Raw genomic sequence first — 12,990 nt, 5'->3', positions numbered from 1 at the left:
AGGTGTCGCTGGTGTCGCTAGAGGAGGCCGTGGCGGGGCGGCCGGGTGCCGTTCAGGACGTACCGGCCGATGTGCTGGATCTTCCAGCGGGTCGGGTCGTGCAGGGTGTGGGTCCGGGCGTCGCGCCAATGCCGGTGCAGATTCAGGGAGTTGAGCGCCGCCCGGGTGCCGGACACCTCGAACAGGGCGCTCGCCACCTCGACCGCGGACTGCGCGGCCTGCACCTTGGCCGCGGCGACCGCGATGGACGCCTCGGCCGCGGTGTGGTCGGTGAGGTCGGTGCGTGCCGCGTCGACCGCGCGGGCGGCCTCGCGCAGGAGGGCGTCGGACGCCCGTACCCGGAGGGCGAGTTCGCCGAACCGCTGGATGAGCAGCGGGTCCTCGGCGGCCGTGTCGACACCGCTCTCGAACCAGGGGCGGCTCTTGTTGCGCACGAAGTCGGCGGCTTCGGTGAGGGCTCCCGCCGCGATCCCCGCGTCGATGGCCGCGTGCAGCAACTGGGCCACGGCGCCGTGCAGTTGCGGTCCCTGGAAGGTGAGATGGTGCGGGAACACCCGGTCGGCGGGCACCTCGACGCCGTCCAGGCGCACGGTTCCGCTGGCGGTCGTGCGCTGCCCCATGCCGTCCCAGTCGTCGATGACCGTCAGGCCGGGGGCCTGCCGAGGCACGTACGCGACATGCAGGTTGTCGCCCTCGGCGCGGGCCAGCACCGGGATCCAGTCGGCGAAGAGGGCCCCGGTGGAGTAGTGCTTGACGCCGGTGAGGAGGTAGGAGCCGTCCGGCTGCGGTTCGAGGCGGGTGCGGATGTCCTGGATGTGCTTGGTGCCCGCCTCGGACTGGGCGTTGCCGAAGCGGCGGCCCGCGAGCAGCTCGGCGAAGAAGAACTTTCGCTGCTCCTCGGTGCCCTGGCGGCGGATCACATTGACGTAGACGAAGTGGCTCTGCGGGATCTGGGCGAGGCTCCCGTCGGCCGAGGCGAGCAGGCGGAAGACCTCGGCGAGGGTCAGTGCGGTGACGTCCGCGCCGCCGTGCTCGGCGGGGACGGTGACCGCGAGCAGCCCGGAGGCGGACAGCCGGTCCAGTTCCTCGCGCGGGAGCCGCCGTTCGGCGTCCCTGGCGGAGGCGCCGGCGCGGAACTCCTCGGCCAGGGCGGCGGCGACGGCGAGAGCCTCCGCGTCGTCGGCGATGACATGGGCGTGCACGGCGCTCAGCTCGCCGCGGCCAGGAGCGGGGTGCGGCCCAGGGCCGTGGAGAACTGGTCGACGACCTGGGCGAGGGCCTCGCCGGCGCCCGGTGCCACGGTGAGGCGGCCGTCCTCGTGCACGGTGATGTCCTTGTCGAGGGTGAACCAGCCCTGGACGATGTGGCCGGCGCCCATGGAGGACAGGACCGGGCGCAGCGCGTAGTCGATGGCCAGGACGTGGGCGGTCGAGCCGCCGGTGGCCAGCGGCAGCACGGTCTTGCCGGTCAGCGCGTACTGCGGGAGCAGGTCGAGGAGCGCCTTGAGGACCCCGGAGTAGGAGGCCTTGTAGACGGGGGTGCCGACGACGACGCCGTCGGCCCGCGTGAACAGTTCGGTGGCCGCGACGATGGCGGGGTGCGTGAAGTCCGCGCCGAGCAGGGCCTCGGCGGGGATGGTGCGCACGTCGAGCGGGATCACCTCGTGGCCCTGTGCGATCAGCCTCTTGTCCAGGTGACGCAGCAGGCGGTTGGTGCGGGAGGAGGCGGAGGGGCTGCCGGAGACGGACAGGACGGTGGCCATGGGTCCTCTTTCGGGGATGCGCCGGGATGCGCTGGGAAGGCGTCCTCAGGCGAGGAGGCGGGGCGCCCGCACGCGGCGGGCGCCCTCGGGGAAGCGGTCAGGAGTACCAGGTGGGTTCGGGCAGTTCGCCCTCGAGGACCCAGCGGCCGACCTCGCGCCGCTTGTAGGCGACGGGGTCGTGCAGGGTGTGGGTGCGGATGTTGCGCCAGAACCGGTCGAGGCCCTCGGAGGTGGCGGTGGAGCGGGCGCCGGTGACCTCGAAGATGCGGGTCGCGATCTCGAGGGCGACGTCGGTGGCGCGTGCCTTGACGGCGGCCACCCGTACCTCGAAGTCGCCGCGGGTCTGCTCCGTGACGGCGTCGGGGTCCTCATGCAGTTTCTGCCCCTCGGCGGCGACGGCGTCGGCGAGCGCCTCGACCGCCCACAGCTTGGCGGTGAGGTCCCCGTAGGTGTCGATCACGTAGGGCTCGTCGACCGCGCGTTCGTGGCCGCCGTGCAGCCAGGAGCGTGACTTGGTGCGGGTGTAGGTGGCCGCCGTCTCCAGCGCGCCGCCCGCGATGCCCAGGTAGAAGTTGGCGAAGACCAGTTGGATGGTGGGGACGTTGAGCGTGTTGTACGTGCGTGGCTGGAACTGCTTGTCGACGTAGCCGGCCGCGGAGGACCAGGGGGTGCGGACCCCGTCGAGGGTGACACCGCCGCTCTCGGTGAGCCGCTGGCCGATGTTGTCCCAGTCGTCGTGGAAGGTCAGGCCCTCGCTGTCGGAGGGCACGATGGCGAAGACGTGGTTGTCCGTGCCCTCCAGGACGCCTTCGAGGACGGTGACGTCGGACACCTTGCTGCCGGTGGAGAAGGACTTGCGGCCGGTGAAGACGAGGTCGTCGCCGTCCTCGGTGACGATGACGTCCTTGTCGCGGGGGTTGACCGCTCCCCCGAAGAACCAGCGGCCGCGGCTGGCCTCGGCCTCCACCTGCTCCCACTGTGCGCGGGTGCCGACCAGGCGGGCGGCCCAGAACCACAGGTAGTGGTAGCCGAGGAGCTGGCCGATGGAACCGTCGGCCTTGGCGACCTCGCGGACGACGCGGTAGGCGGTGGGCCAGTCCTGGCCTGCGCCGCCGTGCTCGGTGGGGCCGAGCAGGGTGACGAGGCCGGCGTCCTTGAGGAGCTGGACCTCGGCGTACGGGGTGGCTCCGGCGCGGTCGCGCTCGGCGGCGTCGGTGGCGAGGACGGCGGCGACCTCGGCGGCGCGGGAGATCCAGTCCTGGGCGGTCCGCGGGGCGGGGAGGGTGGTCCAGTCGGTGGGCGTGACGGTGCTCATGCTGATGACCTCTTTCGCGGTGGGGGCGCTCAGGCGTGCACGGGGACGGACTCGGGCTCCGTGTCCGGGAGCCCTGCCTCGAGTTCACGCACGAGCGGCAGCACCCGCTTGCCGAAGTACTCGACCTCCTCGTGGTAGTGCAGGAAGCCGAGGAGCAGGAGGTCCACACCGAGCTTCCGGTAGGCGACGATGCGTTCCGCGATCTGCTCGGGCGTGCCGATGAGCCCCGTACGGAAGCCGTCGTTGTACTGCACCAGGTCCTCGAAGGAGGAGTCCTGCCACATGCCCTTCTTGTCGGCGGTGGACTGTCCCGCCTGCTTCACCGCGGCGCCGAAGCCCTCGACGGCCTCGGTGTCCGCCTTGGCGACGATCTCGCGGAGCGTGTCACGGGCCTCGGCCTCCGTGTCACGGGCGATGAGAAAGCCGTTGAGGCCGAACTTCGGTGCGCGGCGGCCGACTTCGGCAGCCGACCTGCGTACGTCGTTGATCTGCTCGGTGACCCCGTCGAAGTCCTTGCCGTTGGAGAAGTACCAGTCGGAGACCCGGCCGGCCATGGCGCGGGCCGCGGTGGAGTTGCCGCCCTGGAAGATCTCCGGGTGCGGACGCTCAGCGGTGTTGAGGGGCTTGGGCTTGAGGGAGAAGTCGCGCAGCCGGTAGAAGTCACCGGCGAGTTCGGTGTGGTCCTCGGTCCAGATCTGGCGCAGGGCGCGGATGAACTCCTCGGAGCGGCGGTAGCGCTCGTCGTGCTCCAGCCAGGGCTCGCCGAGGGCGGTGAACTCGCCCTTGAACCAGCCGGACACGACGTTGACGGCGAAGCGGCCGTTCGAGAGATGGTCGGCGGTGGCGCCGAGCTTGGCGAGGACGCCGGGGTGCCACAGGCCGGGGTGGACGGCCGCGATGACCTTCAGACGCTGGGTGGCGAGGAGCAGGGCGAGGCTGAAGCTGGTCGACTCGTGCTGGTACTCGGCGCCGTAGCTGGCCATGTAGCGGACCTGGCTGAGGGCGTAGTCGAAGCCGTTGTTCTCGGCGAGGACGGCGAGTTCGCGGTTGTACTCGTATCCCCAGTCGGTGCGCTGCTCGATCTTGCTGGTGACGAGTCCCCCGCTGACGTTGGGGACCCAGTAGGCGAATTTCACGGGCGCGGCAGGCATGCGTGACTCCTGTTGCGGAATGTTTCCGGGCACGCCGAATTCAAGCCGTGCAGGGGCGCGGCGAATTCAGGCGGAGAAGACGGAAAAGGGCGGCGGATTCAGAGAGGTGATCAGGCCGCGGTGCAACAGGAGGCGCTGGAGACGCGCGCGAGGTCGACATGGCGTCGCCGCGTGAGGTCCAGTCGCATCTTCATGCCGTCGATCGTGGCAGTCGGCGCAGCGGGCCGTCAAGGAAAACCCGACCGGTCTCGCATCGCGGACCATTGAATTTCACGAACGTGTGACAGGGAAACCCTTGAACGCGCGGTGAAACGGGCCGCATTCTGCTGGGTGTGCGGACAGAACAACTGGAATACATCGCGGCCGTGACCCGGCTCGGTTCACTGCGCCGGGCCGCGGAAGAACTCCGCCTTTCCCAGCCCGCGTTGAGCGAGACGGTGCGCAATCTGGAACGCGAGCTGGGAGTCGACCTGCTGGAGCGCAAGCGGTCCGGGGCGACGATGAGCGCTGAGGGCCGGGAACTGCTGCCGCACATCATCGATGTGCTGGACGCGGTGGACCGGCTGCGCAGCGCGGCGGGGGAACAGCACAGGATCAGCCGGATGGTCAGGGTCGGCACGGTGAACGCCGCCACGGTCCCGCTGCTCATCCCGGCCGTACAGGCCTTCCGCACGGCTCATCCGATGACGCAGGTGGAGGTGGTGGGCGCCCAGCAGGCCGAGATCCACCGGGCGCTGCTGGAGGGCGGCTTCGACCTCGGTCTGGTGAACCATCTGGACGGCGACGATCTGCCCGCGGACTTCGAGAGCACCGAACTGCTGCGCGGGCGCCCGGTGTTGTGTCTGCGCCCGGACAGTCCGCTCGCCGCGCTGTCCGCCGTCACGGTGGACGATGTCCTCGACGGTCCGGAGCCGGTGATCGCGATGCGCTCCGGCTATGTCATGCACCGCTACGCCCACCGGCTGCTGCGGGGCCGCTCCCCCGACTTCTCCTTCTCCACCGACGGTGCCGAGATGGGCAAGCTGATGGTGGCCGAAGGACTGGGAGCCACACTGCTGCCGGACTTCAGTGTCATCGGCGACCCGCTGGAGCGACAGGGCTCGATCACCTACCGTCCGATCTCCGACGACTCCACCGAGGTTCTGCTGATGCTGCAGCGCCGCCGCGCCGTTTCGGCGCCCCGGGCGGCCCAGGACCTCCACGAGGTGTTCGTGCGCAGGGCGCACGAGTTGGGCGGCGCCCTGACGTGAGCGTCCGCCGGCTCAGTCCTCGTCGGCCGGCACCACGACGAGGAACGCGTCCGACTTGAGATCCATGATGACCGTCGCCGGCCTGCCCTCGGCTCGGCAGCGCGCCGCGTACTCCTCCGCCGGCCACGATCCGCGCGGAGCTCCCGCAGGAAACCGCTCCAACACCTTCGCGCCCATAGCGGCAAACACCTCCATATGCGAGACATGCGATTACAACCCCTCTATGGTCCGCATGCCCGCGATCTGCACAGCCATGTGCGGGAGCCGGAGGCGTGCCCCAGAGGCGGCTTCCGCCTCAAGCACCCCGCCGACCACTACACATAAAGATGAAATAAGGGCAGAATGGACTTACGCGGCGCTTACCCGCATACCGCACCAGACGCGGTCAGGCCTGTGAGTCAAAGGAGACGAGTCATGGCCAACGTCTCGCCCACCAGCAGGGGGGACATCACCACCCACCCTGATGTTTCCGAAATGCGGGATCGCTATGCCCGCATGCTTGGCGGTCGCGATGTGACGCTCTTGGACGGACCGGTGTTCCTGCTCGGTCTGTACTGCGCCGTATCCCCGTGGATACTCCACTACACGACGAGCCAGCCCCCGCTGGTCACGCACAACCTCGTCGTCGGCATCGCGATCGGCCTGCTGGCCCTCGGGTTCACCCGGGCCCCTGAGCGCATGTACGGCCTCAGCTGGGCGTTCTGCGCGGTGGGCATCTGGATGATCATCGCACCCTGGGTCGTCGGTACCAGCCCGGACACCGGTGTCGCCGTCAACAACATCATCATCGGCGCCCTCGCCGTGATCCTGGGGCTGATGTGCGCCGGTGCGGCGGCGAGGAGCGCCCCCAGGCCGTAGGAACGGACCAGGGAAGGATCGCATGGGCGGCCGGTCCGCGCTCTACACGCGGGCCGGCCGTCCCGCATCCCGTCACCGCTCAGTGGCCGGGGACCGCCCAGGGCTGCTGCGGCAGTGGACTGCCGGTCTCCAGCAGGGACTTGAGGTTCGACAGCACCGCCGGCCAGCCGCGGGAGACGTCGGACAGCGCGCCCTCGTCCCAGAGGTCCTCGTGGGTGACGGTGAGGCGGACGATGTCCTCGTGCGGTGTGATGTCGAAGGTCACCCTGGAGTGCTTGTCCTCCTGTCCCTCGTGCTGGGGGTCGACCCAGGTGGTGACCAGGCGGGTCGGGGGTTCGCTCTCCACGACGGTGCCGACGGCGTCGGCGGTGCCTGAGCCGTCCGTGCGGACGTGCTCCCAGCGTGAGCCCTGCCGCCAGTCCGACTCGTTGCGGTGGCCCCAGTAGGCGGCGGTCAGGTCCGCGTCGGTGAGTGCCTCCCAGACCTTCTCGGGTGTGCTGCGGATATAGGTGACGTAGACGTAACTGGGCTTGTCGGTCATGGTGGCTTCCTCGGCTCGTCGTTTGACGCCGCTCAGCGCGCTCAGGCGCGGGCGCTCGAACTTGTCGATCCACCGCTCCTGGATCTCATGGAGCGGGACCGGGTTGAGGTAGTGCAGCTTCTCCCTCCCCCGCCGCACCGTGCCGACCAGATTGGCGTCCTCCAGGACACCCAGATGCTGGGTCACCGACTGGCGTGTCATCGCGATGCGCTCGCACAGTTCGCCGAGCGTCTGGCCGTTCTGTTCGTGCAGCCGGTCCAGCAGCCGTCTGCGGGTCTCGTCGGCCAGCGCCTTGAAGACCTTGTCCATCCCGGAGTCACTCTCTGATCGCACACCCAACGTTATGCAGGCAATTACCTGCATGTCAAGGACGACGAAGCCGGACCGCACATCTTTCCCTGGACTTCGGGGTCGGCCCCGCGCCCCTCAGGGGCGCGGGGATCTGCGCGACCGACCCCCACAGACCGGCGTTTTCGTCACGCTCCCGCGGGCTCCGCGTCCGCCACCGCCGAGGCCGCCAGATACTCCTCCGTGATCTCCTTCGGGCCGAACGGCCATACCTTCTCGAAGCGCGCCCAGAGCACATACGCGACGCAGCCCAGAGCCAGCCAGGCCAGCGACCACTCGATGGGATGGCGGCCCGGCGAGTTCCTGTCCGCGTAACCGTAGATCACACACCAGCCGACGAACGCGACGATGCTCGGCACCGGATAGAGCCACATGCGGTACGGCCGCTGCAGGGCCGGCTGGCGCCTGCGCAGCACCGTCAAGGCGACGATCTGGGCCAGCGCCTGCACGATCACCATCACCGTCGTCAGCAGCTGGATCAGTGTCGCCAGGTCCGTGTGCCGGCCGATCAGGAAGCCCACGGCCGTGATCACGCCCATGGTCGCCAGGCCCAGCATCGGGAACCGGTGCTTGGGGTGCAGCTTGGCATAGGGGCGGAAGAAGACGCGTTCGCGGGCCGCGTCGTACGGCACCCGCGAGCCGCCCAGCAGGCCGGTGAAGACCGAGGCGAAGGCCGTCATCAGGATGAGGACGGTGACCGTGTCCGCCGCACCCTTGCCCCAGGTCTTCTCCAGGACCGCCGAGGCCACCGACGTGGACGCGATGTCGTCCGGGTTGGTCATGCGGTGCCAGTCGATCACACCGAGCGTGCCGATCTGCAGCAGCAGGTAGATCGCCATGATGCCGAGGATGGAGAAGATGATCGAGCGCGGCAGGGTGCGTCCGGGGTCCTTGATCTCGGCGCCCATGTAGGCCGTGGTGTTGTAGCCGAGGTAGTCGTAGATGCCGATGGTCAGACCGCCGGCGAAGCCGAGCCAGAAGTGGTTGCTGCCCAGGTCGAAGGCGTGCACCGGGTAGGTGAAGGCGAGGTGCGCGCTGAAGTCCGTGGCGGCGGCCAGGATGACCAGCACCACCGAGATGATCATGACGGCCCACATCACGGCGGTGATCCGGGCGATGTGCTCGATGCCCCGCCACAGCAGGATCACGACCAGGGCGATGACGCCGAGCCCGATCAGGTCACCGGAGGTCTGCCCGAGATGGGGGGCGAGATAGCCGAGGTACTGGACGAAGCCCACCACGCCGGTCGACATGATCAGCGGGATGAACAACATCGCCGTCCAGACGAACAGGAACGGCATCAGCCGGCCCGTGCGGTACTGGAAGGCCTGGCGCAGATAGACGTAACTCCCGCCGGAGCCGGGCATCGCCGCGCCCAGCTCCGCCCACACCAGCCCGTCGGCGAGCGCGAGCAGCGCACCCGCGATGAAACCGATCACTGCCTGCGGTCCGCCGAACGCGGCGACCATGAGCGGGATGGTGACGAACGGGCCGATGCCGCACATCTGGCTCATGTTGATGGCGGTGGCCTGGAACAGGCCGACGCGACGGACGAAACCACCGGTGGGTGGCGGACTACCGGACATGAGGACTCCTGAAACACCGGGCGCTGGGCTGTCCATGGCTGACCTCGGCCGACCTTGGCTCGCCCGGCGAAGAGCTGTTGGCCGATAAAGTTAAGGAGCCTTACTTGATGCGTCAAGAGGCCCCATAGAACGGCCCCGCGTATACGTGAGAATGGTGCGATGCCCGCCAGTGACGCCCCAGACCAGCAGGAACAGCCCTGGAACCGCCGGCGGCTGCGCAGCACGAACGAGCGGTTGCTGCTCGACCGGCTGCGCAGCGGCGGCGCCGCCTCGCGCGCCCAACTGGCACGGGAGACCGGTCTGTCCAAGCCGACCGTCTCCAGCGCGCTGGCGGCACTGGAGGCGGCCGGGCTGGTCCACGAGGTCGGCACCCTCGCCCCGGAGCGCGGGCGCACCGCGGTCCTGTACGCGCCGGACCCGGCGGCGGGTTACGCCCTCGGCATCGACGTCGGCCGCAGCTGGCTGCGGGTCGCCGTCGCCGACCTGGACGGCACCGTCGTCGCCCGCTCCGACGTGCGCAACCGGGCGCGCAGCTCGGGCGCGATGGCGGATCTGGTGGTGGCGACGGCCCGTCAGGTGGTCGGCGGCTCGGGCGTGGCCGCCCGGGAGGTGGTGCACGCGGTGGTGGGCACGCCCGGCGTGTACGACGAGCAGCAGCGCCGGGTGCGCTATGCGATGCACCTGCCGGGCTGGGGGCGCGCCGGACTCTTCGACCGGATGCGCGAGGAGCTGGGCGTCCCGCTGGAGGTGCACAACGACGCCAATCTGGCGGCGCTCGGCGAGTACACCTACGGCGTCGGCGCGGGCAGCCGGCTGTTCGCGTACATCCTCATCGGCACCGGTCTCGGGATGGGCGTGGTCAGCGAAGGGCGGCCGTTCACGGGGGCGCACGGGCTGGCCGGGGAGATCGGGTTCCTGCCCTGGCCGGGGCAGCAGAAGCCGGAGCGGCTGGAGGACGCGGTGTCGGGGGTGGCCGTGGTCGAGGCGGCGCGCCGGTTCGGCATGAGCGGGCAGCTGACCGCGAAGGCGGTGTTCGACGCGGCCCGACAGGGAAACGACGCGGCGGTCAAGGCGGTTCAGCTGGAGGGCGAGCGGATCGCACACACGGTGGCGGCGGCCGCGGCCGTGCTCGACCCGGATCTCGTGGTCCTGGGCGGCGGGGTGGGCCACAGCGTGGACCTGCTGCTGCGCCCGGTGCGCGAGCACCTCCGGTTGCTCACCCCGCTGCGGCCCAAGATCGCGCCCAGTCGGCTAGGCGAGGACGCGGTGCTGCTGGGTGCGGTGGCCACGGCCCTCGGGACGGCGCGGGACGTGGTGTTCGAGCGCCGGTCGGCCGGGGCCTGACCAACTCGGACCCGGGCCGCGCTCATTGACAGGGCCGTCTCGGCGCCCCTAGCGTGAGCCGAGTTAGTAAAGTTTCCTAACTTTACGAAAGGGCTGGACTCTCCGTGAACAGACACCGTCTCGCCACGGCCGCCGTAGTCCTCGGTCTGTTGGGTTCCCTGACGACCAGCGCCTGGGCCGGATCCCATGATCGAGGGGCCATCCCGCCGGACCGGGTCACCCGCGTCTCCGCCGCGGCGGGCAGCGCGACCGCGTTGACGGGCTACACGATCCAGTCGACAGCCAAGGTCTCCGACCCGCCGGCTGACATCTCCTCCCCCGGCTACCCGGCCACCGGCTGGTACCCGGCGGGCCCCCGCTCCACCGTCCTCGCAGCACTCCTCGCGAACGGCGTGTACCCGGACCCGTTCCACTCGACCAACCAGCAGAAGATCGCCAAGGCCGACTTCCAGGTCCCCTGGTGGTACCGCTCGGACTTCACGGTCGCCGACACCTCCGAGCGCACCTCCCTCGACCTCAGCGGAGTGATCTCGGCGGCCGACGTCTACGTCAACGGCCACCAGGTCGCCACGGCGCAGGACGTCACCGGCGCCTACACCCACCACGAACTGGACGTCACTTCACTCGTCCGCTCCGGCACGAACACCGTCGCCTTCCGCATCCGGCCCAACGACCCGGGCAAGAACTTGACCATGGGCTGGATCGACTGGCTCCAGCCGCCGCCCGACGAGAACATGGGCATCGTGCGCGACGTCCTCGTCCGCCGCGGCGGCCCGGTCGCCCTGCGCGACGCGCACGTGGTCACCAGGCTGGACGTGCCCTCGCTCGCCTCGGCCGACCTGACGGTGAAGGCGCAGGCCCGCAACGACTCCGGGGCGCCGGTGACCACCACGGTCTCCGGAAGCATCGGCACGACCACCTTCGAGAAGACCCTCACGCTGGCCGCGCACGAGACGAAGACCGTGAGCTTCGCCCCGTCCGACGTCCCCGGACTCCATCTGACCTCGCCGAAGGTGTGGTGGCCGGCCGGCATGGGCGGACAGCCCCTCTACGACCTGAGGCTCACCGCGTCCGTCTCCGGCACCGTCTCGGACACCGCGCGGCAGACCTTCGGCATCCGCGATGTGCAGGCGCCACTGAACTCCGACGGTGCCCGCCAGTACCGCATCAACGGCCGCCGACTGCTGATCAAGGGCGGCGGCTGGTCACCGGACGAGTTCCTGCGCTGGGACCGGACGTACGTCGAGGACCGGCTGAAGTACGCCCTCGACCTCGGCCTGAACACCATCCGTCTCGAAGGCCACCTGGAACCGGACGAGTTCTTCGACCTCGCCGACCGCTACGGCATCCTCACGCTGCCCGGCTGGGAGTGCTGCGACAAGTGGGAGGGCCAGGTCAACGGCAGCGAGCCCGGCGACAAGTGGAGCGCCGCGGACTACCCGGTCGCCAAGGCGTCGATGGCCGCCGAGGCCTCCCGGCTGCGCGACCACCCGAGCGTGATCTCCTTCCTCATCGGCAGCGACTTCGCCCCCGACGCGATGATCGAGAAGAACTACCTGGACGCCCTGAAGGCCGCCGACTGGCCGGTCCCGGTGGTCGCCGCCGCCTCCGCCAACTCCTCGCCGCAGCTGGGCAGTTCGGGCATGAAGATGACGGGCCCCTACGACTGGATTCCGCCGGACTACTGGTACGCCAAACGCGAAGGCGGCGCCACCGGCTTCAACTCCGAGACCAGCGCGGGCCCCGACATCCCCACCCTCGACACCCTGCGCCGCATGATGACCCCGGCCGAACTCGACACCCTCTGGAAGAACCCGGACGCCAAGCAGTACCACCGCTCCCCTTCATCGACCTTCGGCACCCTCAAGCTCTACGACGACGCGCTCACCGGCCGCTACGGTGCCCCGACAAGCCTGGCCGACTACCTCCGCAAGGCGCAGCTCGCCCAGTACGAGAACGTCCGCGCCCAGTTCGAGGCGTACGAGCGCAACGCCACAGACTCGTCGAAGCCGTCGACCGGAGTCGTGTACTGGATGTTCAACAGCGGCTGGACCTCACTGCACTGGCAGCTGATGGACCGATACCTCGACCAGGGCGGCGCCTACTTCGGGGCGAAGAAGGCGAACGAGCCACTGCACGTCCAGTACTCCTACGACGACCGCTCGGTGGTGGTCGTCGACAACCGGCACACCGCCGCCTCCGGGCTCACCGCCCGGGCCACGCTGTTCAACCCCGACGGGACGCAGAAGTACGACAGGACCGTCACCGGCGTGAAGGTGGGCGGGGACGGTGCGCACAGCACCGCACTCACTTTGCCGGCGTCGGTGACCGGGCTGGCGACCACCTATCTGGCCCGTCTGACGCTGAACGACTCCTCCGGCAGGGAGGTCAGCCGGAACGTGTACTGGCTGTCCACCAGGCCCGACACCCTCGACTGGGCACACACCGACTGGTACTACACGCCGACCACGAGCTACGCCGACCTCAAGGGCCTCGGTGCCATGGCGCAGGTACCCGTGTCGGCGACGGCGTCGACGGATGCGTCGGGCGACACGACGACCACGACCGTGACCCTGCGCAACACCGGCAGCGGGAAGACTCCGGCCCTGTTCACCGACGTCCATCTCGTCGACGCGCAGGGAAAGCCGGTGCTGCCCGTCGAGTGGTCGGACAACGAGGTGGGCCTGTGGCCGGGCGAGACGGTCACGTTGACCGCCACCTGCCGGACGGCGGATCTGCACGGATCGGCGCCGCGGGTGCGGGTGTCCGGCTGGAACACGCCGGAGCGGACGGTCCCGGCCGCATGACCGTGCGGGGCCCGGCGCGGAAGCCGGG

The 12,990-nt window shown here is 69.8% G+C and carries 12 protein-coding genes; 4 read left to right on the top strand and 8 right to left on the bottom strand.

All coding sequences use genetic code 11. The features are described from left to right. Nucleotides 1-17 precede the first annotated feature (17 nt). From ACIBW9_RS11710 to ACIBW9_RS11690, 5 genes are all read right to left on the bottom strand, one after another. The gene (locus ACIBW9_RS11710) at nt 18-1,202 is read right to left on the bottom strand and encodes an SfnB family sulfur acquisition oxidoreductase (protein ID WP_398953717.1); all 1,185 of its coding nucleotides are present in this window, start codon (nt 1,200-1,202) and stop codon (nt 18-20) included. A 5-nt stretch (nt 1,203-1,207) separates the two neighbouring features. Next, nucleotides 1,208-1,762: an NADPH-dependent FMN reductase gene (gene ssuE, locus ACIBW9_RS11705; protein ID WP_398953715.1), complete on the bottom strand. Its 555-nt coding sequence runs from the start codon at nt 1,760-1,762 to the stop codon at nt 1,208-1,210. 97 nt (nt 1,763-1,859) lie between these two features. Next, nucleotides 1,860-3,077, bottom strand: a complete 1,218-nt coding sequence (locus ACIBW9_RS11700; RefSeq protein WP_398953713.1) for an acyl-CoA dehydrogenase family protein — start codon at nt 3,075-3,077, stop codon at nt 1,860-1,862. A 29-nt stretch (nt 3,078-3,106) separates the two neighbouring features. Beyond that, on the bottom strand, nt 3,107-4,228 hold the full coding sequence (gene sfnG, locus ACIBW9_RS11695) for a dimethylsulfone monooxygenase SfnG (RefSeq protein ID WP_398953711.1): 1,122 nt from the start codon (nt 4,226-4,228) through the stop codon (nt 3,107-3,109). Nucleotides 4,229-4,338: 110 nt separating this feature from the next. After that, nucleotides 4,339-4,416 (bottom strand): putative leader peptide, encoded by a 78-nt coding sequence (locus ACIBW9_RS11690; RefSeq protein WP_351520955.1) that lies wholly within the window; start codon nt 4,414-4,416, stop codon nt 4,339-4,341. 144 nt (nt 4,417-4,560) lie between these two features. Here ACIBW9_RS11690 and ACIBW9_RS11685 point away from each other — a divergent pair, with 144 nt between their 5' ends. Next, on the top strand, nt 4,561-5,478 hold the full coding sequence (locus tag ACIBW9_RS11685) for a LysR family transcriptional regulator (RefSeq protein ID WP_398953709.1): 918 nt from the start codon (nt 4,561-4,563) through the stop codon (nt 5,476-5,478). 12 nt (nt 5,479-5,490) lie between these two features. Here the strand turns inward: ACIBW9_RS11685 and ACIBW9_RS11680 are convergent, their stop codons facing one another. Further along, on the bottom strand, nt 5,491-5,655 hold the full coding sequence (locus ACIBW9_RS11680) for a hypothetical protein (protein ID WP_266964205.1): 165 nt from the start codon (nt 5,653-5,655) through the stop codon (nt 5,491-5,493). Between the two features lie 237 nt (nt 5,656-5,892). Between ACIBW9_RS11680 and ACIBW9_RS11675 the strand changes: the two genes are divergently transcribed. Then, nucleotides 5,893-6,336, top strand: a complete 444-nt coding sequence (locus tag ACIBW9_RS11675) for an SPW repeat protein (RefSeq protein WP_398953707.1) — start codon at nt 5,893-5,895, stop codon at nt 6,334-6,336. A gap of 79 nt (nt 6,337-6,415) precedes the next feature. Here ACIBW9_RS11675 and ACIBW9_RS11670 read toward each other — a convergent pair whose 3' ends face one another. Continuing rightward, nucleotides 6,416-7,186: an ArsR/SmtB family transcription factor gene (locus ACIBW9_RS11670; RefSeq protein WP_398954000.1), complete on the bottom strand. Its 771-nt coding sequence runs from the start codon at nt 7,184-7,186 to the stop codon at nt 6,416-6,418. 167 nt (nt 7,187-7,353) lie between these two features. Beyond that, nucleotides 7,354-8,811 (bottom strand): APC family permease, encoded by a 1,458-nt coding sequence (locus ACIBW9_RS11665; RefSeq protein ID WP_398953705.1) that lies wholly within the window; start codon nt 8,809-8,811, stop codon nt 7,354-7,356. Between the two features lie 159 nt (nt 8,812-8,970). Between ACIBW9_RS11665 and ACIBW9_RS11660 the strand changes: the two genes are divergently transcribed. Next, nucleotides 8,971-10,155 (top strand): ROK family protein, encoded by a 1,185-nt coding sequence (locus tag ACIBW9_RS11660; RefSeq protein ID WP_398953703.1) that lies wholly within the window; start codon nt 8,971-8,973, stop codon nt 10,153-10,155. Between the two features lie 104 nt (nt 10,156-10,259). Continuing rightward, on the top strand, nt 10,260-12,962 hold the full coding sequence (locus ACIBW9_RS11655) for a glycosyl hydrolase 2 galactose-binding domain-containing protein (protein WP_398953701.1): 2,703 nt from the start codon (nt 10,260-10,262) through the stop codon (nt 12,960-12,962). The last annotated feature ends 28 nt before the right edge of the window (nt 12,963-12,990 follow it).

The sequence above is a fragment of the Streptomyces sp. NPDC049541 genome (assembly GCF_044465725.1).
In the GTDB taxonomy this organism is placed as follows: Bacteria; Actinomycetota; Actinomycetes; order Streptomycetales; family Streptomycetaceae; genus Streptomyces.
Note: the sequence above shows the minus strand (reverse complement) of the source record. Positions and strands in the feature narration are given on the sequence as shown.